This is a genomic window from Mucilaginibacter pedocola, from assembly GCF_002013915.1.
GTDB classification, from domain to species: Bacteria; Bacteroidota; Bacteroidia; order Sphingobacteriales; family Sphingobacteriaceae; genus Mucilaginibacter; species Mucilaginibacter pedocola.
Map to the genome: position 1 here is coordinate 112,081 of NZ_MBTF01000012.1, position 24,308 is coordinate 136,388.

Annotated in this window: 23 protein-coding genes; 11 read left to right on the forward strand and 12 right to left on the reverse strand. The window is 46.1% G+C overall.

The annotated features are described in order from the left end of the window. Positions 1 to 177 precede the first annotated feature (177 nt). Positions 178 to 4,980 (forward strand): RecQ family ATP-dependent DNA helicase, encoded by a 4,803-nt coding sequence (locus BC343_RS12955; RefSeq protein WP_078348216.1) that lies wholly within the window; start codon positions 178 to 180, stop codon positions 4,978 to 4,980. Positions 4,981 to 4,985: 5 nt separating this feature from the next. On the opposite strand, the gene BC343_RS12960 is transcribed toward BC343_RS12955, so the two are convergent. Next, positions 4,986 to 6,818: an alkaline phosphatase gene (locus BC343_RS12960; RefSeq protein WP_078348217.1), complete on the reverse strand. Its 1,833-nt coding sequence runs from the start codon at positions 6,816 to 6,818 to the stop codon at positions 4,986 to 4,988. Between the two features lie 97 nt (positions 6,819 to 6,915). Here BC343_RS12960 and BC343_RS12965 point away from each other — a divergent pair, with 97 nt between their 5' ends. Further along, positions 6,916 to 7,647: an AAA family ATPase gene (locus tag BC343_RS12965; protein WP_078348613.1), complete on the forward strand. Its 732-nt coding sequence runs from the start codon at positions 6,916 to 6,918 to the stop codon at positions 7,645 to 7,647. Between the two features lie 21 nt (positions 7,648 to 7,668). On the opposite strand, the gene BC343_RS12970 is transcribed toward BC343_RS12965, so the two are convergent. The 3 genes from BC343_RS12970 to BC343_RS12975 form a co-directional block, all read right to left on the reverse strand. Then, complete coding sequence (locus BC343_RS12970) at positions 7,669 to 8,604, reverse strand: hypothetical protein (protein WP_078348218.1); 936 nt, start codon at positions 8,602 to 8,604, stop codon at positions 7,669 to 7,671. 85 nt (positions 8,605 to 8,689) lie between these two features. Further along, entirely contained in the window at positions 8,690 to 8,986 is a 297-nt protein-coding gene (locus BC343_RS30755) for a hypothetical protein (RefSeq protein ID WP_143822169.1), read from the reverse strand. 7 nt (positions 8,987 to 8,993) lie between these two features. Next, positions 8,994 to 11,636, reverse strand: coding sequence for a DUF7133 domain-containing protein (locus BC343_RS12975; protein ID WP_078348219.1), 2,643 nt, complete (start codon positions 11,634 to 11,636; stop codon positions 8,994 to 8,996). A 138-nt stretch (positions 11,637 to 11,774) separates the two neighbouring features. Between BC343_RS12975 and BC343_RS12980 the strand changes: the two genes are divergently transcribed. Continuing rightward, entirely contained in the window at positions 11,775 to 13,040 is a 1,266-nt protein-coding gene (locus tag BC343_RS12980; protein ID WP_078348220.1) for a DUF5690 family protein, read from the forward strand. Here the strand turns inward: BC343_RS12980 and BC343_RS12985 are convergent. From BC343_RS12985 to BC343_RS12995, 3 genes are all read right to left on the reverse strand, one after another. Beyond that, on the reverse strand, positions 13,037 to 13,603 hold the full coding sequence (locus BC343_RS12985; RefSeq protein ID WP_078348221.1) for a Crp/Fnr family transcriptional regulator: 567 nt from the start codon (positions 13,601 to 13,603) through the stop codon (positions 13,037 to 13,039). The genes BC343_RS12980 and BC343_RS12985 overlap by 4 nt on opposite strands. 282 nt (positions 13,604 to 13,885) lie before the next feature. Beyond that, entirely contained in the window at positions 13,886 to 14,833 is a 948-nt protein-coding gene (locus tag BC343_RS12990; RefSeq protein ID WP_078348222.1) for a hypothetical protein, read from the reverse strand. Positions 14,834 to 14,836: 3 nt separating this feature from the next. Continuing rightward, positions 14,837 to 16,297, reverse strand: coding sequence for an MBOAT family O-acyltransferase (locus BC343_RS12995; RefSeq protein WP_078348223.1), 1,461 nt, complete (start codon positions 16,295 to 16,297; stop codon positions 14,837 to 14,839). Between the two features lie 207 nt (positions 16,298 to 16,504). Between BC343_RS12995 and BC343_RS13000 the strand changes: the two genes are divergently transcribed. After that, positions 16,505 to 16,933: a GNAT family N-acetyltransferase gene (locus BC343_RS13000; RefSeq protein WP_143822170.1), complete on the forward strand. Its 429-nt coding sequence runs from the start codon at positions 16,505 to 16,507 to the stop codon at positions 16,931 to 16,933. Here the strand turns inward: BC343_RS13000 and BC343_RS13005 are convergent. Then, positions 16,926 to 18,416 (reverse strand): family 43 glycosylhydrolase, encoded by a 1,491-nt coding sequence (locus tag BC343_RS13005; RefSeq protein ID WP_078348225.1) that lies wholly within the window; start codon positions 18,414 to 18,416, stop codon positions 16,926 to 16,928. The genes BC343_RS13000 and BC343_RS13005 overlap by 8 nt on opposite strands. A gap of 123 nt (positions 18,417 to 18,539) precedes the next feature. Here BC343_RS13005 and BC343_RS13010 point away from each other — a divergent pair, with 123 nt between their 5' ends. From BC343_RS13010 to BC343_RS13025, 4 genes are read left to right on the forward strand one after another with little or no spacing between them, the layout of a single operon-like run. Next, positions 18,540 to 18,869, forward strand: a complete 330-nt coding sequence (locus tag BC343_RS13010; RefSeq protein ID WP_078348226.1) for an ArsR/SmtB family transcription factor — start codon at positions 18,540 to 18,542, stop codon at positions 18,867 to 18,869. A 2-nt stretch (positions 18,870 to 18,871) separates the two neighbouring features. Beyond that, positions 18,872 to 19,339, forward strand: coding sequence for an SRPBCC family protein (locus tag BC343_RS13015; RefSeq protein ID WP_078348227.1), 468 nt, complete (start codon positions 18,872 to 18,874; stop codon positions 19,337 to 19,339). A 6-nt stretch (positions 19,340 to 19,345) separates the two neighbouring features. After that, positions 19,346 to 19,726: a DoxX family protein gene (locus BC343_RS13020; RefSeq protein ID WP_078348228.1), complete on the forward strand. Its 381-nt coding sequence runs from the start codon at positions 19,346 to 19,348 to the stop codon at positions 19,724 to 19,726. Between the two features lie 15 nt (positions 19,727 to 19,741). Next, positions 19,742 to 20,308 carry a DUF4256 domain-containing protein gene (locus BC343_RS13025; RefSeq protein WP_078348229.1) on the forward strand — a complete coding sequence of 189 codons (567 nt, stop codon included), beginning with the start codon at positions 19,742 to 19,744 and terminating at the stop codon, positions 20,306 to 20,308. Positions 20,309 to 20,367: 59 nt separating this feature from the next. Here the strand turns inward: BC343_RS13025 and BC343_RS13030 are convergent, their stop codons facing one another. Both BC343_RS13030 and BC343_RS13035 read right to left on the reverse strand, forming a co-directional pair. Next, positions 20,368 to 20,550 (reverse strand): hypothetical protein, encoded by a 183-nt coding sequence (locus BC343_RS13030; RefSeq protein ID WP_078348230.1) that lies wholly within the window; start codon positions 20,548 to 20,550, stop codon positions 20,368 to 20,370. Positions 20,551 to 20,643: 93 nt separating this feature from the next. Beyond that, positions 20,644 to 20,838, reverse strand: a complete 195-nt coding sequence (locus tag BC343_RS13035) for a cold-shock protein (RefSeq protein ID WP_078348231.1) — start codon at positions 20,836 to 20,838, stop codon at positions 20,644 to 20,646. Between the two features lie 142 nt (positions 20,839 to 20,980). On the opposite strand from BC343_RS13035, the gene BC343_RS31805 reads away from it, so the two are divergent. Both BC343_RS31805 and BC343_RS13040 read left to right on the forward strand, forming a co-directional pair. Next, positions 20,981 to 21,109 carry a hypothetical protein gene (locus BC343_RS31805; RefSeq protein WP_262493374.1) on the forward strand — a complete coding sequence of 43 codons (129 nt, stop codon included), beginning with the start codon at positions 20,981 to 20,983 and terminating at the stop codon, positions 21,107 to 21,109. 6 nt (positions 21,110 to 21,115) lie between these two features. Next, a complete protein-coding gene (locus tag BC343_RS13040) occupies positions 21,116 to 21,439 on the forward strand; it encodes a hypothetical protein (protein ID WP_078348232.1) in 324 nt (107 codons plus the stop codon). Positions 21,440 to 21,531: 92 nt separating this feature from the next. Here BC343_RS13040 and BC343_RS13045 read toward each other — a convergent pair whose 3' ends face one another. Together BC343_RS13045 and BC343_RS13050 are read right to left on the reverse strand one after the other, a co-directional pair. Then, positions 21,532 to 22,053 (reverse strand): PRC-barrel domain-containing protein, encoded by a 522-nt coding sequence (locus BC343_RS13045; RefSeq protein ID WP_162276865.1) that lies wholly within the window; start codon positions 22,051 to 22,053, stop codon positions 21,532 to 21,534. A 36-nt stretch (positions 22,054 to 22,089) separates the two neighbouring features. After that, a complete protein-coding gene (locus BC343_RS13050; protein WP_078348234.1) occupies positions 22,090 to 22,335 on the reverse strand; it encodes a hypothetical protein in 246 nt (81 codons plus the stop codon). Positions 22,336 to 22,556: 221 nt separating this feature from the next. On the opposite strand from BC343_RS13050, the gene BC343_RS13055 reads away from it, so the two are divergent. After that, positions 22,557 to 24,131, forward strand: a complete 1,575-nt coding sequence (locus tag BC343_RS13055) for a M20/M25/M40 family metallo-hydrolase (protein WP_078348235.1) — start codon at positions 22,557 to 22,559, stop codon at positions 24,129 to 24,131. The last annotated feature ends 177 nt before the right edge of the window (positions 24,132 to 24,308 follow it).

Here is a 24,308-nt window from a genome sequence, read left to right on the forward strand (position 1 = left end):
TTATTAAAAGGGCACAGCCCCGGTAGATGACTATCGGGGCTGTGTGCGTTTATAGTTAAGTTCTCCTTCCTCCAAAGAAGGGCCGAATACTTGTTTTTAAATAAAAATTGTATTTTGCGTGCTAACATACTGCTATGGCAGCAGTTATATACCGTTGACCTAAGCTATTGATCTGATTTGAAAACCATCACCTTTATAGATATTGAAACCAACCCGAACACCAAAGCGGTGCTCGATATGGGAGGTATAAAGGAAGATGGCGCGCCATTCCATGATCGTTCACCGACTGCGTTTTCAGAATTCATACGCGGGTCAGAATTTATTTGCGGGCACAATATCATCGATCACGATATAAAGTACATTGGCAGCTTGCTCGCCCAAGCCGGTATCGCACCGGGCAACTATATCGATACCCTGTACCTATCCCCTCTGCTCTTTCCATCAAAACCCTACCATGCGCTAATAAAGGACGAGAAGCTGAATTACGACGACGTTAACAATCCGTTGAATGATTCCATTAAAGCTAAAGAGTTATTTTATGATGAGGTAGCGGCTTTTAACAGGCTTGACGACAGGATGAAACAGATCTTTTCCCTGTTACTACAATACGACGAACACTTTAACGGGTTTTTTAATTACCTCAACTACGAAGCTTTTTTTACGAACCTCCCGGCTTTAATCAGGGAAGTTTTTGCAGATGAAATTTGCTTCAATGCCAACCTCCACTCGTTAGTAGCCAACCATCCGGTGGAGTTCGCCTATGCCCTGTCGCTTATTTATGCCAACCCACGCGGTAATGTTATACCGGGCTGGGTTTTAAGTAACTATCCGTACGTTGAAAATGTGCTACATCTTTTACGCAGCAAGCCATGTATTACAGGCTGCGAATACTGCAACATGGGCTGGAACGTACATTTCGGGTTGAAAAAATTCTTCAACTACAATTCATTCCGCCTTTACGATGGCGAGCCGCTGCAGCAAAAAGCGGCTGAAGCAGCAGTAAATAACAAATCTTTCTTGGCTGTATTCCCTACAGGTGGCGGTAAATCCATTACCTTCCAGGTACCTGCGTTGATGGCGGGAGAAAATACCAACGCCTTAACCGTTGTTATATCCCCTCTACAATCGTTAATGAAAGACCAGGTAGATAACCTGGAGAAAAACCAAATTACCACTGCGGTTACTATAAACGGGCTTTTAGATCCCATTGAAAGAGCAAAATCATTCGAACGTGTGGAAGATGGCTCGGCTAACATGCTATACATCTCGCCCGAGTCTCTACGGTCAAGATCCATAGAGAAGCTATTAAAGGGGCGCACCATTGCACGTTTTGTAATAGATGAAGCGCATTGTTTCTCGGCCTGGGGGCAGGCATTCAGGGTAGATTATCTCTACATAGGCGATTTTATTAAACAATTGCAAATGGCAAAAAGCCAACCCGAGCCTATCCCGGTCTCTTGCTTTACGGCCACCGCCAAGCAAAAAGTGATCGAAGATATTTGTGACTACTTTGAACAGAAGCTTGGGCTTCAGCTTGAACGGTTCACTACGGGCGCAGCGCGCAAAAACCTACAGTATAGGGTATTGCCTAAAGGTGATGAGGAAGCCAAATATCAAACGGTAAGGAATATTATCACCGACAAAGAATGCCCCACCATAGTTTATGTATCGCGCACCAAACGGGCAGAAATGCTTGCCAAAAGATTGAAGGAGGATGGTATAAATGCGAAGGCTTTCCATGGCAAAATGGATCCGCAAGCCAAAACCACTAATCAGAACGCTTTCCTGGCAGGCGAGGTTGATGTAATGGTTGCCACATCAGCCTTTGGGATGGGCGTTGATAAGAAAGATGTGGGCGTGGTGATCCATTACGACATTTCTGATTCTTTGGAGAATTATGTACAGGAAGCGGGGCGCGCCGGGCGCGACGAAAATATCAATGCAGATTGTTATGTATTGTTCCATAACGATGATCTGGACAAACATTTTATTATGCTGAACCAAACCAAGCTATCTATTAAAGAAATACAGCAAGTTTGGAAGGCAATAAAAGAGTTGACCAGGTTTAGATCCACGGTATCCAACTCCGCGCTGGAAATTGCCCGCATAGCCGGCTGGGATGATAACGTTGCCGAAATAGAGACCCGCGTAACTACTGCTATTGCCGCATTGGAAGACGCGGGCTATTTAAAACGCGGCCAAAATTCGCCCAGGATATTTGCCAATAGCATATTGGCAAAAAGTGCCAATGAGGCCGTTGAGAAGATAATGAGGTCTGACCGGTTTGTAGATAAGCAGAAGGAAAAAGCTATCAGGATCATTAAAAAACTATTTTCGAGCAAAGGCCGTAAACAGCTGACCGATGAAGCGGGTGAATCGAGAGTAGACTACATTAGTGACCATTTGGGCATTGTAAAAGAAGATGTTATCAACATCATCAACTTGCTGCGCGAAGAGAACATACTTGCCGACAACCAAGACCTTACCGCCTTTATAAAACGAGGCGAGAACAAAAACCGATCGCTCGCCATAGTAGAAACGTTCAACAAGATCGAAAAATGTTTGGCACGAACTGTTAGCGAAACACCAACCAACCTGCAATTAAAAGAACTTAACGAGCACATAGAAAACAGCGGATGTGCGGATGTTACGCCCAATAAAATAAAAACCACCATCAACTTTTGGGCAATTAAAAATTGGGTAAAGCGAAAGGTATCAGAGGTTTCAAAAAACCAGATCTATATCCATAGCCAGTTAACCCCTGATCTGTTAAACGAGAAAATAACAGCCCGGCACGAACTGGCCAGGTTTATTGTAGAGTATTTATATAAAAAAGTAGAACAGTCGACATCTGCTGATAACGACAAGCCGGAGATATTGGTAGAATTTTCGGTGCACGAATTAAAGTACGCGTACGAGCAACGCATCAACATGTTTCAACAAAGCATCACTATCGCCGATGTTGAGGATACTTTGTTTTATTTATCGAGGATAGAAGCCATTAAGATCGAGGGAGGCTTTTTGGTGGTTTACAATAAGCTAACCGTTGAACGGCTGGAACTTGATAACAAGCGCAGGTATCGTGCTGAAGACTATCAAAAGCTTGAACAGTTCTATCAAAATCGCAGGCAACAGATACACATTGTAGGCGAGTATGCCAAAAAGATGATCGAGAATTACCGCGACGCCCTACAATTTGTTGAGGACTATTTCCAACTTAATTACTCATCCTTCCTGGGTAAATACTTTAAGGGCAGCCGCCAAAAAGAGATAAACCTCAACATGACTCCCGAAAAGTTCAAGCAGCTTTTTGGCGAATTGTCGCCTGCGCAGTTGGCCATTGTAAACGACGACACCTCTAAATACATGGTAGTAGCCGCCGGGCCGGGTAGCGGTAAAACAAGGTTATTGGTACATAAACTTGCCTCGTTGTGGTACATGGAGGATGTAAAGCACGAGCAATTGCTGATGTTGGCCTTCTCGAGGGCAGCCGTAACCGAGTTTAAAAAACGGCTTTTGAAGCTGGTAGGTAATGCAGCTCATTTTATGGAGATCAAAACGTTCCACTCCTACTGTTTCGACCTGTTGGGTAAAGTTGGTAGCCTGGAGCGGTCTGAGGATATCCTGAAGAACACCATTGCCAAAATAACAAGCGGCGAGGTTGAGAAAAACAAGATAACCAAAACCGTATTGGTGATAGATGAGGCGCAGGATATGAACGCCGATGAGTATGAACTGGTGCGTATCCTAATAGCTGAAAATGAAGATATGCGGGTAATTGCCGTTGGTGATGACGACCAAAATATTTTTGAGTTCCGTAAAGCCGATTCAAGATACCTCCAGCAGCTTGCTCATTTGGAAGATGCTAAAATATTCGAACTTGTAGAGAACTACCGAAGCCGTAGTAACCTTGTAGATCTTGCCAATAAATATGCGGCAGGCATAAGCCGTCGTTTAAAAAACACCCCTATAGTACCTGTAAGCCCTACCAACGGGAAGATATTGATCACGCAGCACCGTTACGGCAATTTGGTTACCCCGGTAGTGAACGAAATACGTAATTCCTCGTTGGCAGGCACAACCTGCGTGCTTACCAAAACTAATGAGGAAGCTGCGCAAATAACAGGACTACTGCTTAAACATGGAATAACCGCCAGGCTGATCCAAAGTAAAGAAGGCTTTAGTTTATATGATCTTGCCGAAATGCGTTACTTTTTAAACGAGGCAGTAAATAAGAGCAGCCCGGTAACGATAGATGATGAAGCATGGGCCAATGCAAAGAAAATGCTGGCCGATAAGTTCAAAAACAGCGGCAACCTGGCTCTTTGCCTCGAACTCCTAAAAAACTTTGAGGCAACTAATAATAAACAAAAATACACGTCGGACCTGGAGATGTTCATTCGCGAATCGGGACCGGAAGACTTTTACGCGCAAAGGGGCGAGACTATATTTGTTTCTACCATACACAAGGCAAAGGGTAAAGAATACGACAACGTTTTTTTAATGCTGGAAGGGCTGCGCGACACTACCGATGATATAAAGCGCCAGGTATACGTGGCCATTACACGCGCCAAACAGAATCTGCATATCCATACTAATGGTACACAGTTCGATAACACGCACACCGACGGCATGGAGCGATTTATTAACATACAACAAAATGAATTACCTGCCGAACTATTGATAAATGCGGGCCACAAAGACGTTTGGTTAGATCATTTTGCCAATACGCAATCCTATATAAATGGCTTAATGGCCGGCGATGCCTTAATCGTTGATGGCGACGAATGCTTAACCGGCACAGGGCGCCCTGTCTTAATGTTTTCTACAGAGTTTTCTGAAATGCTAAAAACGAAAGCAGCCTTAGGTTATAGAGCCAAAAGCGCCAAGGTAAATTTTGTTGTTCATTGGCGCGGAGAAGACCGTAAGCGAGAACTGGTAGTTGTATTGCCCACCATAACCTGCGAAAGAATCGCTTAGCCCCTCTACTTCATCAACCTCAATATCTTCTTGAATATCTTTGTATTACTAAAAACACCCCTAAAATCGCCGGAGTGCGGACCGTAGGCAAATACAGGTACGGGCGTGCCGGTATGGTCGTTGGTGCTGAAGTTGCCCAGTACGTATCCGTTTTTGATATCACCATCCAGCAGGGTCAGGCCGCCGGTTTCGTGGTCGGCGGTTACTATTACCAGGGTTTCGCCATCGGCATCTGCAAAGCGGAGGGCTTCGCCTACCATGCGGTCGAAATCGGCATTTTCGGTTATTACCTGCGCAAGGTTATTGGCATGGCCGCCATAATCTATTTGCGAGCCTTCGGCCATCATGAAGAAGCCCTTAGGGTGGTTTTTAAATGCGGTAGTTACTTTCTTAAATGCCTGTGTAAGCACATCGCCTCTGCCTTCTATTTTTGGCCGGGTTACGCTGTCATCCATCAGAGCTAATACTTTCTTTGCGGGCGTTTTTAAAAACTCATCAAAATTGCGGATAACCGTATAGCCCCGCTGCTTCATTTTATCCAACACGGGTACGCCATCAACTTTAGTAGTGAAATGACCGTAAGCAGAGCCAAAGAAGATGTCGATATCCGATTTAAGTATGTCTGCTGCTATGCCTGCATTATCGCTGCGTTCGCTTCGGTGGGCATAAAAGGCGGCGGGTGTTGCATCGGTGAGTTCGCAGATGGCAATGTCTGCCGTTTTCTTACCGGCGGCATGCGCATATACTGCTAATGAGGATAATGTTTTATCGGCAGCATCAACCCCTACTGCCCTGTCGTTAGTTTTTTGCCCGGTGGCGAATGCTGTAGCGCCGGCAGCCGAATCTGTAATGTAAGCATCGGCTGCGTTGGTTACCGAAAAGCCCGTGTTCTTCATCTGGAAGATATTTAGTTGCCCGCGGTTGGCGGTATAGGTAGCATACAGTTGAGCCAAGCCCATGCCGTCGCCAATGCAAAGGATGATATTTTTTACCTTTTTGATGCTGCCGTCGGCTTTGAAAGTTGGCTTGTAAACGGGATATGCGGTCGGCGCAAGGTATTCGCTTTTGGCTTTGGCGTTCAGGAAATCACCGAGGCCTTCAATATCATCCGTGCCAATTACATCCACCCCTAAACGCATCAGCGCCAGCCAACTGCTTTTGGTATCGGGGCTTTCCCAAAACCTTATCATTTTACCGGCAGCATGTACGCTATCAATGGCTCCCTTAACGCGTTTCTTCTCTTCCTTGTTTAAAACACCCTTGCCATTCCAGCGCACGTACCTGCCAAGCGGAAAACTCACCAAGCCTATCTTCTGCCATTGCTGCGGGGTAAAGCCGTTTAGGTGGTCAACATCGAAGGTTATCCAGTCCGGGTAATCGGGCATTTCGGCGGCGGGCGGTACGGCGCCCGTCATTACTATGGATAACCTGTTCGGTTTGGCCGGCGACGAAATATACTGCGCGAATGGCTTAAGCTCTTCTATAACCAGCGGCAACACGGCTTTGTGGTTCTCTTTTATCTCGATAAGCAGGCGAAGTTTACGCTGCGGGTCGCGCTGCAATTTTTCGGCAAGGGGTTCCAGGTACAGGGCTTTCAGCGAGCGCTTCTCGTTGATCTCATCCTTGCTATGCGCCACCATCAAGCGTCCGTTAACCGCGTACACATCCGCCTCTATAGAGCCGAATCCCTTTTCGTAAGCGCGAAGGAATGGTATGTTGTTCTTATAATCGTTATGCGAATGTGCATTGGCAACCGTGTAGGGTTTTATTTGTGCGATGCTTGTTTGGTATGCAAACGAAACTATCGCTATAGCCAGGGTTTGAGAAAGTTTTTTCAAAGCAAATGGTAAAGCACAAATGTAAAGCAAGCCTGTTAAAACCTTTTAAGTTTAACGTTAAAATAAAGTGCAATGCGTATGTTTGGATTATAGCACCATGCCCTACCTCTCCCGTATATCTCTGCCGCCATTGCAATATGGTTACCTGCAAAACATCCCCAGCCTGCGCGATGGTTTGCAGCTGAACCTTACTACCAACGTTACTTTCTTCGTAGGCGAGAACGGTTCAGGTAAATCAACCCTGCTGGAAGCCATTGCCGAGCAATGCGGTTTTAGCCTGCGTGGCGGCAACCGCAACCACAACATGAATACGGGTTACCGGTTCAATGGTTACGAAACCCCGCTGGCGCGATTTATACAATTAGGCTGGACACCCAAACGCATTAACGAAGGCTTTTTTATGCGTGCAGAAAGCTTTTTCAATTTTGCATCGTACATTGATGAGCTGGCGCAGGAAGATTCGCGCATTTTGAATGCTTACGGTGGTCGCTCGCTGAACGAACAATCGCATGGCGAGTCGTTCCTTTCCTTATTCAACAATCAATTCGAATCGGGTGTTTATATCCTCGACGAGCCCGAAGCTGCCCTTTCCCCGGCACGTATATTGGCATTCATGTCCGTCATCCACAATCTCGACCGCAGCGGCCGTGCGCAATTCATCATTGCCACACATTCGCCTATGCTTATTTGCTATCCCGGTGCTACCATTTACCAGTTTGATGATAACGGCGTGCGCCGAACCACCTACGAGGATACTGAGCACTATTACCTCACCAAATCTTTCCTGAATAACCCTGATGCTTATTTGAGGCATTTGACAGGGGAATGATTTACACGAATACTTAGCCTGTTAACGTTTAGGATATTTCAACAAAAAGCCTTTAAAAATCTGCAATTGCCTTTTCAGCCCAGCTTTTTCTGCCGGTGTTATTTCTACTATCTTTTCACCCTTATCCCCCTCATATTTAACACTCGCCTTTTCTGCTGTAACAATTTCCACCAACAGGTCTATATATTCCGGTTTATAAGCTACATCTTCAGTGTTCGATTCAGTAACTGTTCCGTTGGTGTTGGAGTGAGAGAAAAACCGCTCCTTATATACAATTTCTTCGCCATCTACATTAAACACCGCTTTCTCTACATACAGGTTAGTTTTTGATGTAACCTCTAAATTAAAGTATAACCTGCTGGTAACAGAAACCCGCCCCATCCCTAACCAAATTTTATTAGGTCGGGAAGAATTATACGTCGCTTTATCATATATCGATATCTCTTGTGTTATTTCATCTTTAGAGCGATCTGCGTTTTGATATAGCTTTTTGAATAAAGCGCTATCCAGCGGTATGGGTTCAAGCAACTTCAGTGCTTTCTCCTCTATCTCTAAAAAATAAAGCTCACCATATCTGCGTTCGGCCCGCGCGCTGTCTACGGCAGTCATCTTTTTAGGTGGTTCTTCTACCTTTGGTTCGTTAGTTACGTTCCGCGGAATATAAAAATAGATGAGGTATATAAAAAACGCTGCTATAACGGCTATAAAGACTAAAATTGCTTTGAGGCAGCCAAATCCCTTTTTAGGTGGCTCGGCAAAACCCTGCCCAAAGCTGGTTTGGGGCCCGCTATCCGAAAGCTTAATGCGCACGTTATATGCGGCCTCTTTCTCCTGCCTTTCCTCGGCATCGTCGTAGTTGTATACGCTACCGCAATAATCACAGCGGCTTTTCACAGGGCTTTCAATAATAAGTGTTGCGCCGCAGTTGGTACAGGTGTTAGGTTTTATCTTGGCCATTGTATTTACTTCTGCATCGATAAGAAAGTCACCAACGATGCAAATTCAGCGTAAGATAGCGTTTCGGGCAATGAGTTTAATATAATTAATATATTATGTTGAACACTATCGAAAATATTAAAGCCGCTAAAGCCACCGCAACCATAGATGTTAAAATAATAAGCTGTTTTCTGGCATCCCGTTCGGTCCATGTCGGGTCGGGGGTTCCTGTATACTTTGATACAGCCGGCTTAGCGGGAACAGAAGTTTTAACAGCAGTACTTTCAATCTCTCTCTCAATAAAAAAAGTACTGCCGCAGTATTTACACTCTAATGTATCTGAATTTAAGCGCTGCAGGCCTGCACCACAATTAACACACGCATTTGAGCTGAGGTTTGCCATAGCCGCTTTACTTCTGCATCGACAAGAAAGTCACCAACGATGCAAACTCATCATACGACAGTGCGTTGGCCAGGCCCGGCGGCATCATAGATGTTTTCATTTCTTTACGCGAGATGATATCAGATGTCTTTACGGTATAAACCGTACCTGTAATATCGCGCATTACTATCTGCTGTGCCGATTGGTCGGTTATAAAGCCCATATAGGTTTTGTTGCCTTTTGCCGTAATGGTAACCGTAGCAAAACCCTGCGAAATAGAGGCGCTCGGTTTCAGTATCGATTCGGCTATTTGCTGTTTGGTCATGATAGAGCCTATTTGCCCCATAAAAGGCCCCTTAGGTTTATCGCCTTTTTTGATGGTATGGCAGGCTATACAACCCTGCTGCGCGAATAGTGCTTTCCCCTTTATAGGGTCGCCTTTTAGTTTGTTAAGGGCAAGCATAATATCTTCGATAGACGATTTGCCTATCTGCCCTTTTTTGTTGCGGATTTTATCCAGGTCTATCTTGGCCTCTTTGGCAACAACCAATTTTTCCTCGCCACCAAAAGCCTTAATCTCCATTTGGTCGCGCGCGTTCAGGTCGGCAAAAAACTGCTTGCCGGCCGGGGTTGCTTTGCTTTGCAGGCCCGAAAGGAATGTTTTTATTTTAGCAGAACCCTCCCAGGTGATGGCCTTGTAATATGGGCCATGCGAATCGGGCCGGGTGCTCCACCACCAGCTGCCATCATAAGGGGCCTCTGTTTTGTAAAGGCGGCCAAGGGTAACTAATATTTGCTCTTTCAGTTTAGGAGTTTTCGCCGTTTTGTAAGCGGCTATCAAACCATCAACCGCAACCGGGCTGTGCATATAGCGCAATGCCCATAATGCCAAGGTTGAGTTTTTTGTGCCGATAGCATTTACACAGGCCGAAACCGCATTCACGCTTACCAGCGAACGTACGGCCAAATGCGGCAGTACAATATCCTTGTTTGGCGTAGCATGTGGCCCTTCGGTGCCTTTAGCCGGGGCAACGAAAGATGCGGGAACAGGTATTTCCAGCAATGCAGAAGCCGCTTCTGCCCTACCCAGCCTGCCCAGGCCAACAATAGCTGCCGACTGTACACGCGGGTTTGCATCTTTTAGCGAAGCTGTAAATAACTCGGTAGGAACATTTGCCAAATTACCTTTTCTGTCGGTTAGTGCCTTCAGGGCAAACTCTTTCATATCCTTATCAGCAGCCAATTGTACCAACGCAGGCAATCCATTGGCACCGGCTATTTGTGCATAAGTAAATACACCGGCAACACGTGATGCCAAGGCTAACGAAGCATCTTTAACAACCGCCAGTGCCGCAGCAGAAGCCTCTTCCGCAGGGCGCGAAAGCAATTCCTGCGAGGCATAAAAGCGGGTAACGGCGCTGGCCGAGCCTAATAATGCAGCCAGGTCTTTAACAGAAGCAGCTTTCAGATCCGGGAAGGCTTTGTACGACCAGCCGTTTGGCACTGCGCGTACCACATAACCTTTTGAGGGGCTGCCTTCGTAACCTGCACCATCCCATGCCGAAAGGTACAGTCTGCCCGAGCCATCTACATCTAAGTCGGTTATCTGCGGCAGGTCTATAAAATCTTCCTGTTTTTGGATGAAGCTGGCGCCATTTGGGGTAACGCGATGGATATACAATTCGTTGCGGCCCCAGTCGGCCATCATAGGTACTTTATTATATTTCTCAGGCCAGGTGGGTTCATCCATAAACAACGAGCCGGTACCCGAACCGCCGCCTACATCAACCAGTGCAGGCAATATTTCATCGGTAAAATGCTGAAATAATACAGGATATCCCAACTCGCCCGATTGCAGGTGGTGCGAGAAACGAATGTTCCAGCCACCGCCATCGTTGGTATTATCGCGGGTGAAAACATTCATGTATGGGTCTATCGCTACGTCGTAAATATTACGGGTGCCGTGCGAAAATATCTCCAGTTCGGTACCATCGGGCCTAACGCGGACGATACCGCCACCCAACATGGTAAGTTTTTTGCCCGAGCGGTCAATAGCATCGTGGAAACCAAAATCGCCCACGGCAATATATATCCAGCCATCTATACCCATGCGTATGCCATTGGTAGCGTGGTCGGTACCACGCTCGGCCAGCATATTGGGGTTACTCAGGTGTTCTACTACAGGTTTGGATGGACCATCGGCAACGCCGTCATGGTTTTTATCTTCGAACACCACCAGATCCATGCCGGTAGCTTTTTGCGTTTCGGCAGAGAAGATGGTATGCAACACGTAAACCTTATCGCCCAAAACAAAAATACCACGCGGGTTATCCACTTTGGCAAATTCGGTATGGCTATCTACTTTACCATCATTATCAGCATCTACCAAACGTAATATTCGCCCTTTGCCGGGCGCTTTACCCAACGAGCCCATCATATCAACCCCCACATATACTTCGCCTGTTGGCGCAGTGGCCAAACATGCAGGGCTTGGCGTCAGGTCTGGCCCGGTAAAGGGCGTAACCGTTAAGCCATCGGGCCATTTAGTGGCGGGTAGTTTCGGGTAGATACTTTTGGTGGAATCGGCTTTTATTGGTGCATCTGCGGTAAAATATTTTACAGATGCCAGTGATAAAACGGAGAATAAGATCGCGGCGGAGGAGCGTAACATGTTTTATATTTTGAAGAGGCAATATAAAACTTTATCTGCCCATTACGCCCATGTGTTTTAAACATGTTACGATATGGCATATTAAAGGTAGTATCCTGCTATCGGGCAAAATTGCTATCTTACCATCAAATACTTTTTATGCCCGACTCGCCCTCCCGAAAAAACATTCAAACCAGCCTGTATGCAGCCGTGGTAGTGTTTTTAGCTTACACCATGATATTCGGTTTCCGCAAATCGTTCACGGTGGCTACGTTTGATGGTTTGCAGGTGTGGGGGTACAGCTACAAAACCCTGCTGGTGATAAGCCAGGTGCTGGGTTATATGTTGGCAAAATTCTACGGCGTAAAGTACGTGGCCGAACTAAAACGCCATGGCCGCAGGCAAACCATATTGCTGCTTACAGGTATTGCCTGGCTCAGTTGGCTTTGCTTTGCGCTGGTGCCCGTACCCTATAATATCATTTTCCTGTTCGTTAACGGCTTCCCCTTGGGGATGCTTTGGGGCGTAGTATTCTCTTACATAGAGGGCCGCCGCAGTACCGATTTCATAGGCGCAACGCTGGCCGTTAGCTTCATTTTTGCTTCCGGCTTTGTGCGCTCGGCAGGCGGCTGGCTTATGCTGCGGTTTGGCGTTACCGAATTTTGGGTACCGTTTTTTACAGGACTATTATTTGCGGGACCTTTGTTGCTGTTCGTATTTTTGATGGAAAAGATTCCCGCACCCGATGCCGCTGACATAGCCGAACGCCACGAACGCAGCCCAATGAGCAAAGCGCAGCGGCAGGCTTTCATCAGAGCTTTTTTGCCGGGCCTGACCGCGTGTATCCTCATTTATACCTTCGCCACTATCTTCCGCGATATACGCGATAACTTTGGTGCCGAAATGTGGAAAGAGATGGGCTTTGTTGGCCAGCCAGCTATTTTCACCCAAACCGAAACACCTATTACGCTAATTATTTTGGTGCTGATAGGCAGTATGGTGCTCATCAGCAATAGCTATAAAGCGCTTATAACCGCGCACGTTTTTATTGCCATTGGCTTTGTAATAGCGAGTACATCTACGGTGCTATTCGCTAAGGGCAGCCTCCCTCCTTTTTGGTGGATGACCGCCGTTGGGCTCGGGCTTTACATGGTTTATATACCCTTTAATGCGGTATTCTTCGAACGGCTGATAGCCACCTTTAAATATGCAGGCAACGTTGGCTTCCTGATATACCTCGCCGATTCCTTCGGTTATGTGGGCAGCGTTGGGGTAACCTTATCAAAAGAAATATTCAAGATAAAACTTAACTGGGTGGCGTTCTTTTCCAACAGTGTTATTTGGCTTTCTGCTTTAGGCTTGTTGCTTACCGCTTTCTCTGCAATTTACTTCGCGCGCAAGTACAGGCAGAGCAACGCTGCTTAGCGTATCCCCTTACGTATCCTGCTCAACGATGTCGGCGTAACCCCAATAAAAGATGCCAGGTACTTCTGCGGAATTTTTTGCAGGTAGGCAGGCTTGGCCATCAGGTCGAGGTAGCGTTTCTCGGCCGAATCGCGCTGTAGGGCGGTAAAGCGGTCGATAAGGTTTAGTACCGCATCTTCCCAAAACTTGCGCATCATCTCCTGCATGGTGGGTATCTCGGTATACAACTGCTCCAGTTGCTCTTTGGGCAGGTACCAAATAGTGCTCTCCTCTATTGCCTGTAAAAAATAGTTGGAAGGCTTATTGCTGATAAAGCTATAAATATCAATGGCCGACGAATTGGGAAAAGCGAACCAAACCGATATCTCCACATCATCATCTAAATAATACAGGCGAAGGCAACCCTTTTGCACAAATACCACATCATTGCAAACGGTGCCCTGTTCTAATAAAAATTCGTTTTTGCTGAGGGTAAGTTCCTGAAACCGCCCCACAATATCATCTAACTGCGCCGGGCTAAAGCTGGCATAGCTGCTGATATAATTACGTAGTTCGGTGGTCATTTCGGCTGCAATAATTGAGGCTGCTAATTTCAATAAAAAAATATTACAGCGCTATAATTATTGAATTTTATTGGCTTGGGGTAAGTGGGAAAGTCCTTCGAAGCTTTACGGCGAGTTGACTCACCCCGGGTTTCCCGTAAGCTTACGGGACTGCCCGACCCTCTCTCCGCAAGCGGAAAGAGGGTTAAAGAAACAAAATTGAAGTTCACCCTCTTTACGAAGTAGAGAGGGTCGAACAGCGGAGCGCATTCGGGGTGAGTTAAATAGCGGCGCGAGGGAACCTTACTTCACCGCTACCACACCTTTTTTCTTAAATAATTCCAATAACCGCTCGGTGCGTACTTTTTTGCCGGCCATGGTTAAGTGGTACTCGGTGTCGTAAAAAAGGCTGTCGGGCAATATAGCATCTGCAGCGTTGTCAAGCATGGGTATGCGCAAGCCATCTTCGTATTCGCGCTGTATAATGCCCACCACGCGCTTTTTAGCCTCGTAGGCCTTATCGTCAAGCGGCGGGTAAACAAAGTAAACTTTTATGTTATGCTCATCGGCAAAGGCCTTAAAGCTGTTCATTGGGTCGATGTCTGCATTCGGGATGTGCGGCAGTTCAAACTTCTCCAGGAAATCGTGCGAAGGGTGCGGGTCGAAATTGCGCACTATGTCGCCATTCTCGTTGAACGAACTGCGGGAGTAAACTACGTTTTTCGGAAACTCCGGCAGTTTGCCGCCGGTTAGGTTGGTGTAGGTAGTTTTAAAGTTGTGCTGAAAGTCGAAGATGAAAAAATCGTTCAGCTGCTGGCTAATGGTACGGCTAAAAAAGTTTGCGGCCGGCGGGTAAAGGCGGGCAGCTTCTTTTTTAAATTTATAACTCCCCTCGGTAGATAAATTGTACTCAACCGATAGGATGATGATATCCGATGGGCGGGCGATATAGCGAGCCTGGTTTAGTATAAACTCCAGCCCCAGGCTGCCGTTTAGCCCCATATTAACGGTTGGCAAACCTGTTCTTTGCTCTACCATTTTACTATCTACACCGAAAGCCGTTGACGAGCCTCCGCAGAAAATGATGCGGGGCGATTTGGTTTTATCGGCATAGGCGTGCTTATCTACAATGGCACCCACATAACCATCGTTACCTTTGGCTTTTGCCGGGAAATAATTGCGGTTTAAAATGAATACAAAAAGCAGTGTTAATGCAGAAAACACCACGATGTAAAGGAGGAACTTTTTCATGCTTTAAAACTGAAAGTAAACAAACTGTTGCGGAATGCCGGTTAAATAAAGGGTTGAAATGGCTATAACAAAGTAAAAAGCCCAGCGAAAAGGCCTCGGCCAATTATCGCCCGTGGTTTCGTTAGCAAAGCGGTTTTCGCGGCCCAGCCACTCCATTACCATAAAAATTAATACGATGATAAGCAAGGCCGCTATATTTACCGAGCCCCCCATCAGCATGGCGCCACTTGGCACAGTAAGGATAGATTTGTTGAATATGCCGCCAATAAAGCTAATGGCATGTGGTATATCTGCCGACCGGAATACCGCCAGCGCAAGCGTGGTAAGCGCAAACGTAATTACCATGGCTACTACTTCGCGAAATGTTGGGAACAGCTTACCCTGGGCAACAATATCGAGGTTGCTACGGTTGCTTTTCATCAATACCGAAGGAATGATGTACAAGGCATTCAGTGCGCCCCATACTACGTAAGTCCAGGCCGCACCATGCCATAGGCCGCTGGTTACAAATATGATGATGGTGTTGCGAACACGTTTAGCGGTGCTTACTTTACTACCGCCGAGCGGTATGTACAGGTAATCTTTAAACCACGAGGATAGTGAGATATGCCACCTACGCCAAAACTCGGCAATATCGCGTGAGAAGAACGGGAAGGCAAAGTTGCGCAATAGCTCGATACCGAAGAGGCGGGCTACACCCAAGGCAATATCGGAGTAGCCCGAAAAATCGCAATAGATCTGTATACTGAATAATACTGCACCCAAAACCAATACACTACCCGGGTAATGGGTGTGGTTGTTAAATATCATATTGGCGTATTCGGCGCAGTTATCGGCAATGGCCACTTTCTTAAAATAACCCCACAATATTTGGCGCATACCATTAACGGCTTGCGGGTAGTTAAATTTGCGCGGTTTTTCTATCTGCGGCAACAGGTGCGTGGCGCGTTCTATTGGCCCTGCTACCAGCAGCGGGAAAAAGCTTACGAATACCGAATAATCAACGAAGTTATCGGTAGGCTTACTGCGCCCATTATGTATATCGAATACGTACGACAGGCCGTGGAAAGTGTAAAAAGAAATACCTACCGGCAATATTACATCCAGCGTATTGAACGATACCCCCACCCCTGCCGAAGCCAGTGCCCCGGTTAGGCTATCCACAAAAAAGTTGTAGTACTTAAATACCCCCAGCAGGCCAAGGTTTACGCCAACGCTAAGCCAAAGCCAAAACTTTTTGCTGCGCGGATTTTCGGCGCGGTAAATGCGTTGCCCGGTATAAAAATCCAAAAAGGTTGAAAAAACCAAAAGGAAAAGGAAGCGGTAATCCCAGCAGGAATAGAAAAAATAACTTGCGGCCAGCAGCAGTAAATTTTGAGCCTTCAGGTTTTTACTGGTAACAAACCAGTACAAGAAAAAAACAACAGGCAAAAACAGTGCAAAGCCTAAGGAATTGAATAACATATGGCCAATTGATCAGGGGTTAAGGCGGGGGCTGTTTTTATTTATGGGCTGAAAATAGTGTTTTTGCCTCAATTTTACAATTTCCGTAGCAAATAGCGCCTTTTCTTGCGTTCCCGGCAAATTCTTTATGGTTGCGCGTTATTGTACTTGTGCGAGATGTAACATGAGTAGTTTAAAATGCGTCAGTTCAAGCAATATAAAACGCTTATGGATATTGAAAACATTACTGCCGATTCGCTTTTAGATGCTTTCGGCTTATTGAAGCAACTGCGGCAACATATTAAGTTCGAAGAGTTTATAATCATCTACAAATTGGCGCAACAAGCCAACCAATACACGCTTGTGGGCGCTTATGAAGATGGCATACTGATTGGCCTGATGGGCTATCGCATTCTGCACGATTATGTGCACGGCAAGCATTTGTATATAGACGATTTAGTGGTTGATGGCGCACACCGTGGCAGAGGCATTAGCAAAGCACTATTAGCATACGCCGAAAATATTGCCGCGAAACTCGATTGCAACGGGCTGCGCCTGTCCACAGGTATCGCCCACACCACTGGCATTAAATTTTACGAGGCCATTGGCTGGGAACTAAAGGCTTGTACCTTTAAAAAAGGATTTCAGGCTATTTAACAAGCACCTCATATTTTAGTACCCCGCTTTCTTCGTTCGCCATAAATGTAGCGCCACCGTCGGTACTTAAGGATGCTGCAACTGATCTTGTTTTTTCTCCTGCATGGGCGACACCATAACACCCCGCTGTAGATGCCGACTTTAATACCATAACATACTCCTGCCCTTTCACCACCCTGATATTTGGTTTAACAAAAATATTTCGCGCCGACCAGCCAATCTCAGCCGCTTCAAAACTTTGCGACGCCAATGGTTTACCTGTAGGTAAATGATTGGCACCGGCTTTATAAATTTCTACCACCAGCGGCGCGTTGGGGTTATTATTCTGGAAAACCGTAATGCTCAGGTTACTCAACATTGTTGAACGCATAGCTTTAAAAGTTTGTGCGCGCTGCGTTTTTCCGCCAATATCGCATTTAAGGTCCCATGCCCTTTCCGAATGATGTATTCCCTTTGGTAAGGCATATGTTTCGTTGCATTTTAATGGCTCAATAGCGCCGTCGGCATTAAACTTTAAAGGTGCCCAATAAAAATTGGCCAAAGCCTCGTTTTTGGCGGCGTTGTTCCACAGGTCGCTGCCGTAGAGGTAAACGGTTTCGCTGTTTATTTTTATAGTTGATACAAAAGATGGTTGCCCGCCGCAGGAGTTATCGCTTATTTTGATGCCTTTGCTCCATGGCCCCAATGGTGTTGGTGCTGTGCGGTATGATGTACCTGTGCCCGAGCAATAACCGCAGTTGGGGTCAGAATAAGTCACATAATAAATTCCTTTACGCTTAAAAAGCCCTGGGGCCTCGGTTTCGCCTTCGGTAATGCCTTTTACGTGTTCGCCGGTGCCGGTTAGGTAATCATCGCTTAGTTTTTCTATTACGATGGTGCCCTTGGTGCGCCAGTCGGTAAAGGCCAGGTACGCGGTGCCGTCATCGTCTACAAACAGGTCGTGGTCGCCGTTATTTAATCCTGCTGCCGGCATAGTGCTGTTTACTGCCAAATGCGGTTCGGCAACTTCTGCAAAAGGGCCAATTGGAGTTTTACTTGTGAATACGCGATAGCCGACCACGTTATCGTAAACGTTTATCCAAAGCACATACAGCCCGGTCTTCTTGTTAAAAATAACATGCGGGCGAAAGCAGCCATAAGTTTTACCATCGCAGCGTGATTGCCATACGGGTGTTTTGGCATCGAACAGAAAACCCTCATCCTTCCAGTTCACCATATCGGCAGATGAGTAGCTTTTAAAACCACAGAACGGTGCCGTTTTATTCCCCCACTGAAAGCCACAATCGTAACTGGTGCCGTAAAGGTAATACGTACCATTAAACTGCGCTATCTCGCCATCGTGCGCGTCTACTGCATCGCCAAGGGTAGAGAAACGAACCACCTGCTTGCCGTTGCTGTTAAAATTCGCCTGCGCGAATGATGATATGGCAACTACAGAACTCATCAGAATTGATAAGAGGATTTTGAAGGCGCTTTTTTTCATGGCTGATATTGGTAATGAGAGCCTAAATAAACGCATCATTCATCAGCCAAAAAAATATTTATCGCACAAAATTTGCGTAGCCAAATAACTACACATATATTAGTAGCCAAATAGCTACATATTATGAATTTACGCAGAGATGTTTTCCAGGCCATTGCCGACCCCACCCGCCGTGCCATATTGCTGCTGGTGGCTTCGCAGGCCATGTCGGCCGGCGCTATTGCTGCCAATTTTGATACCGCCCGCCCTACTATATCTAAACATTTACAGATACTTACCGAGTGCGAACTGGTGGGCCAAACCCAGCAGGGCCGTGAAGTTTATTACCACATCAACGCAACCAGCATGAAACAAGTGGCCGACTTTATTGAACCCTTCCGCAAGATGTGGGACGACCGCTTTAATAAACTCGAAAGCATTATGAAAGCCTATCAAACCAAAAACGACGCATAACCATGGAACTAAAAACCAAAATAACCGCCGAAGACGGCCGGCAAGACCTCACCATAACCCGCGAGTTCGACCTGCCCGTAGAGCTTGTATACAAAGCTTATGTGGAGCCCGAAATAGTGGCACAATGGATGGGCACTAAAGTGCTTAAACTGGAAAACAAAAAGCATGGCGGTTTCGAGTTTGAAACTTATGGGCCCAATGGGCAGGTAGCGTTCAGGGCCAATGGCGCCATACACGATATCGTGCCCAATAAAAGCATTACCCGCACCTTCGAGATGGAGAATACCCCTTTCCCCATTCAACTGGAGTACCTAAGCTTTGAGGCGCTAACACCCGAAACAAGCAAGCTTAGCATTCACATTGTATACAAATCGGCCGCCGACCGTGAGCGTTTGTTACAGCTACCTTTTGCGCAGGGCTTAAACATGGCGCACAACCGCCTTCAAGATATTGTACAAAAACTAAAATAACCTGATATGGAAAAACGCAACAAAATTATTTACTGGATAGCTACACTCTGGCTATCATTGGGTATGGCATCAACCGGTGTAGTACAACTAATACATTTGGAAGACGAGGTGAAGATGATGAGCCACTTGGGCTACCCCGTTTACTTTTTAACTATAATTGGCGTATGGAAACTGCTGGGCGTAATTGCTGTACTGTTGCCTAAATTCGCTTTAATTAAAGAGTGGGCATATGCAGGTTTCTTCTTTGTTGCATCGGGTGCGGTGTTTTCGCATTTGGCCGCGGGAGATGGCGCAAAAGAGTTTTTCGGGCCGATGCTGTTGGTAGCACTTACTATTACATCCTGGTATTTTAGGCCGGCAGATAGAAAATTAGTTTCAGTTAATTAATAATTTAGCAAAACGATGAGCAGCACTAAAAAAACATTAGCGGCCGAACAAGCCGCCGAGCTGATGGGTGTTTTAAAAACCCGTTTCGAAAAAAACATGCCACGCCATGCGGGAATAAACTGGCCAGATGTACAGGCTAAGCTGGCAACCAACCCCGAAAAGCTGGCAGTGCTTGATGAAATGGAAATAACAGGCGGCGAACCCGATGTAGTTGGTAAGGATAATACAACGGGCGAATACCTATTTTACGATTGCGCAGCCGAAAGCCCTAAAGCCCGCCGCAGCTTATGCTACGACCGCGCCGCGCTTGATGCCCGTAAAGAACACAAGCCTGCCAGTAGCGCGCTGGATATGGCGGCCGAAATAGGCATAGAATTACTTACAGAGGAGCAATACCGCCACCTGCAAACCCTGGGCAAGTTTGATTTGAAAACATCAAGCTGGATACAAACCCCGGAAGCCATACGTAAACTGGGAGGCGCCGTTTTTTGCGACAGGCGCTACGATACTGTATTTTATTACCACAACGGTGCAGAATCTTACTATGCAGCGCGTGGTTTCAGGGGAGTATTAAGCGTGTAGCCATCTCACGATAGCTGCCGTTTATTTGTAAGGTTAAGCAGTTGAACTTAACGCGGGTATTATTTTTCGGGAGGCCTTGAGGTTATCTCTCCAAATTCGTTTACGTAAGCCATCATGCTATCCAGGTCGGTACTGCCGGGGTTGTCTTTACGCTCCTGTTTACGTTGTGCCTTATCTTCTTTTTTCTTCTGGCGATTTTTTTCCAGTTGTTTTTTCATGAACGATGCCTGCGATTTAGCCATATGGGTATGTGGGTTAGTTTGAAATTTATTTTAAGGGAATAAAAAAGCATCTGCCTTACGGCAGATGCTCACGATTAATTTTATAGTGATTTATTAAACTACTTTTACATTTACCGCGGTTGGGCCTTTTTTGCCTTCTTGTACATCAAACGTTACACTATCGTTCTCACGGATAGTATCAATTAAACCTGTTGAGTGTACAAATACATCGCCTCTGCTATCACTCTGTGATATGAAGCCAAAGCCCTTTGTTTCGTTGAAAAACTTTACAGTTCCTTCTTTTGACATTATATTATTTTTTGATAAGTGCGCAAGGTAGGTATAATAAACCGCATTATACCCTAAATTAAACTTTTACTTTAATTTATTTAAAAAACTCGCTCATTTTCAATAAATAAAGGTAGATTTAAGAAATTACCAAAACATCGCCATGAGTAAGGATAAGAAACAGATCAAAGAAACGAAGAAGGAAAAAAGCGTTAACGTAAATAAAAAGGTATCGAACTATCAGTCGGGTAAGAAAACCTCTTCTGCTGATCTTACATCGAAGAAAAAATAAGCCCCAATGGACCAAAAAACTATAGAAAACCAGACCCGCCTTTACCTGTACGACCTAATGAACACCGCCGCCGAACACGGTTTTAAAGCCGATGAAATCTGGCAATTCAGCCTTGTGAACGAGGTTGAAAAGAAACAGCTTCAAAAAACATATCACCCCACTATAGCTACTAAAATGTTGCCCGAGGCGGTTTTAGAGGTTTACCATCAAATAAAATCGCGGTTAAACCAAACCTTCAGTAAGGACGAACTGCAACTTGATAAACGCACCGTTGTTACCGATAACCTAAATTACCTGGTAGCCTATAATTTAAAACGCCCCCGTACGTAGTTTAAAGTCGAAAATATGTAGCCTGAAGCCTTAAGTGGGGTATGCTTATATCCTTTCTTAAGGCTTTCAACTTAAGGCTTCGGACTTTAAACCTACACCTCCGGTGTATCCAGGTAACTTTGGCTTACCGTATCATTCCCGGGTTGGCGGCGTTTGCCGTAGAATTTGGTTTCGTTAAAGTGGTCGTGGTCGTAAAAATCGGTACCGAGCATGGCCGGTGCATCGGGTTTTACAAACACGTTGCGTATCTGCGCCTCGGTGTCGGCATCTATTTCGCGCCCGCGTTCGTATAGCGGCAGGGCCAGTATCTGCGCCTTGGTAACATCGGGAATAATCACATTATCCTGCTCTTCATCCAGTTCGGCCACGCCAATGGGGATAAAAATGCGCCCGTCTTCTAAGCCGATATCGTTATTCTCCATGTGCAGGATAATATACCTCACCTTGCGCGATTGTGGATTGAATAACAATTCATCCACCTCGCCTATCTTATTTTTTTCAGAGTCCCTTACGTCCCAGCCCTGTATGTTAGGCTGCCCGTCGGCTATCTCGAAATCGCTTTCGCTCAATTCCTGCAGCCTGCTGTAATCGTTCGCACTATCAATTGAAGCCATATCGTAAAAATTTAAGGTACTGTCCATCATATTTTATTAGAAGCTCGTGGTATCCATTGCAGCTGTGTCCGTCACGCCGGTATCTCGGGTGATCGATGTATCATTTTTCACCACGGTATCTTTTGCCGCCGAATCGGCAGGTACGGTTTTTAATTCTGTGGGATGGTAACTTTTGTTATAACCCCGGTAGAGCGTAAATAAAACACCTACTACTACCAGCAATATCACCACCCATATCCAGGCAGAACTTCGTTTTTTAGGTTGCACATCCAGTTGAGCCATAAGCTTTAAAGAGTATGTTTAATAAATAAGGCTTGGATGCGGGGTTTGGTTTTAAAAAATTAACACGAATTGCACGAATTAGATCGAATGACACAAATCATAGCTTAGAAATTCGTGAGATTCGAAGTAATTAGAAAAATTAGTGTTAACTCAATTTGGTTAGTAATAATCGTGTTACCCTATTAGCTAAATTCGATCCAATTAATGAAATTAGTGTTTATATGAAACACACCCGTACCCTATCGCGCTTACCCGGCGTTAAATTATTGCTGTTGCCTGCTTTGTTTGCAGCGGCTACTGCATCGGCACAGGTAAAAGACCCTGTGATAGATAACATTGTAAAAGAAGAAACCGAGAACTCGCAATTGGTGCCATTGGCGCAGCAGTTGTTCGATGGTATTGGCCCGCGCCTGGTGGGTACCCCGCAAATGGAGAAGGCTGGCCAATGGGCGCTGGAAAAATATAAAGAATACGGCATCACCGCCCGTTACGAAAAATGGGGCGACTGGCGCGGCTGGGAACGTGGCGTGTCGCACATTGATATGGTGACGCCACGAATCAAATCGCTGGAGGGCACGCAACTGGCCTGGAGCCCGGGCATGAAAAAGGCTGTTACTGCCGAAACCATCATCCTGCCCGAATTTGCTGATTCGGTTGCCTTTCAAAAATGGCTGCCTGCGGTGAAAGGTAAATTTGTAATGATATCGATGATGCAGCCAACCGGCCGCCCCGATTACAACTGGACGGAATTTGCTACCAAAGAATCGTTCGACAAAATGAAAGAGGCCCGAACCGCCCAAACCGAGGCCTGGCGCAAACGTATTGCCAACACTGGCCTAACTACCCGCACCCTTCCTCCTGCTTTGGAAAAAGCCGGCGCTGTAGGGGTAATTACTTCTAACTGGTCGGCTGGTTTTGGGGTTGATAAAATATTTGGTGCTTATACCAAAAAAGTACCTACCGTTGATATCGCTTTAGAAGACTATGGCATGCTGTACCGCCTTACCGAAAACGGAACAAAACCGACCATTAAAATACAAACCGAATCGAAAGAACTCGGCGCTGTACCAACCTTCAACATTGTAGGCGAGATAAAAGGTACCGAAAAACCAGAAGAATATGTAATGCTGTCTGCCCACTTCGACTCTTGGGATGGCGGGCAGGGTGCTACCGATAATGGTACAGGTACCTTAACCATGATGGAAGCCATGCGCATCCTGAAAAAAGTTTACCCTAACCCAAAACGTACCATTTTGGTGGGCCACTGGGGTAGCGAAGAGCAGGGCTTAAATGGCTCGCGCGCCTTTGTAGAAGATCATCCCGAAATTGTTGCTAACCTTCAGGCTCTGTTCAACCAAGACAACGGTACCGGTCGCGTAGTAAATATCAGCGGGCAGGGTTTCCTGAACAGCTACGACTACATTAGCCGCTGGCTGAGCAAAGTACCGGCTAACATTCGCGAGCAAATTACCACCAACTTCCCGGGCACACCGGGTGGCGGCGGGTCGGATTTTGCATCATTCGTAGCTGTTGGCGCTCCGGGTTTCTCACTAAGCTCTAACAGCTGGAGCTACGGCAACTATACCTGGCATACCAACCGCGATACTTACGACAAGATAGTTTTCGACGATGTGAAGAACAACGCTATGCTTACTGCTATATTGGTGTACATGGCCTGCGAAGACCCTGCAAAAACATCACGCGAGAAAGCCGTATTGGGCATAAACCCACGCACCGGCAAACAAAGCGAATGGCCCGCGCAAACCAAAGCCAACAGGCATGGTGGGTTCGAATAACGAGTAATTGATTCCCCAATTGCAGCGATGCGTTTAAAACCCATCGCCGTAAAATATTAACCGGCACAGCCTCACCGCTGTGCCTTTTTTATTTTCAATTAAGCTATTTACCTATAGCTTGGGGTTGTATTTATCTATAGCTTAAAACAGGCGCATTTACTTAACTTGGCAAACCTT

Coding starts and splice junctions, on each gene's coding strand:
- BC343_RS13030 (WP_078348230.1), bottom strand. CDS start 20,550: ATGGCTAAATCGCAGGCATCGTTCATGAAAAAACAACTGGAAAAAAAT.
- BC343_RS13040 (WP_078348232.1), top strand. CDS start 21,116: ATGGACCAAAAAACTATAGAAAACCAGACCCGCCTTTACCTGTACGAC.
- BC343_RS13005 (WP_078348225.1), bottom strand. CDS start 18,416: ATGAAAAAAAGCGCCTTCAAAATCCTCTTATCAATTCTGATGAGTTCT.
- BC343_RS13000 (WP_143822170.1), top strand. CDS start 16,505: ATGGATATTGAAAACATTACTGCCGATTCGCTTTTAGATGCTTTCGGC.
- BC343_RS12970 (WP_078348218.1), bottom strand. CDS start 8,604: ATGGCCAAGATAAAACCTAACACCTGTACCAACTGCGGCGCAACACTT.
- BC343_RS13025 (WP_078348229.1), top strand. CDS start 19,742: ATGAGCAGCACTAAAAAAACATTAGCGGCCGAACAAGCCGCCGAGCTG.
- BC343_RS30755 (WP_143822169.1), bottom strand. CDS start 8,986: ATGGCAAACCTCAGCTCAAATGCGTGTGTTAATTGTGGTGCAGGCCTG.
- BC343_RS13020 (WP_078348228.1), top strand. CDS start 19,346: ATGGAAAAACGCAACAAAATTATTTACTGGATAGCTACACTCTGGCTA.
- BC343_RS12975 (WP_078348219.1), bottom strand. CDS start 11,636: ATGTTACGCTCCTCCGCCGCGATCTTATTCTCCGTTTTATCACTGGCA.
- BC343_RS13045 (WP_162276865.1), bottom strand. CDS start 22,053: ATGGCTTCAATTGATAGTGCGAACGATTACAGCAGGCTGCAGGAATTG.
- BC343_RS13050 (WP_078348234.1), bottom strand. CDS start 22,335: ATGGCTCAACTGGATGTGCAACCTAAAAAACGAAGTTCTGCCTGGATA.
- BC343_RS13015 (WP_078348227.1), top strand. CDS start 18,872: ATGGAACTAAAAACCAAAATAACCGCCGAAGACGGCCGGCAAGACCTC.
- BC343_RS13010 (WP_078348226.1), top strand. CDS start 18,540: ATGAATTTACGCAGAGATGTTTTCCAGGCCATTGCCGACCCCACCCGC.
- BC343_RS12995 (WP_078348223.1), bottom strand. CDS start 16,297: ATGTTATTCAATTCCTTAGGCTTTGCACTGTTTTTGCCTGTTGTTTTT.
- BC343_RS13035 (WP_078348231.1), bottom strand. CDS start 20,838: ATGTCAAAAGAAGGAACTGTAAAGTTTTTCAACGAAACAAAGGGCTTT.
- BC343_RS31805 (WP_262493374.1), top strand. CDS start 20,981: ATGAGTAAGGATAAGAAACAGATCAAAGAAACGAAGAAGGAAAAAAGC.
- BC343_RS12965 (WP_078348613.1), top strand. CDS start 6,916: ATGCCCTACCTCTCCCGTATATCTCTGCCGCCATTGCAATATGGTTAC.
- BC343_RS13055 (WP_078348235.1), top strand. CDS start 22,557: ATGAAACACACCCGTACCCTATCGCGCTTACCCGGCGTTAAATTATTG.
- BC343_RS12980 (WP_078348220.1), top strand. CDS start 11,775: ATGCCCGACTCGCCCTCCCGAAAAAACATTCAAACCAGCCTGTATGCA.
- BC343_RS12985 (WP_078348221.1), bottom strand. CDS start 13,603: ATGACCACCGAACTACGTAATTATATCAGCAGCTATGCCAGCTTTAGC.
- BC343_RS12990 (WP_078348222.1), bottom strand. CDS start 14,833: ATGAAAAAGTTCCTCCTTTACATCGTGGTGTTTTCTGCATTAACACTG.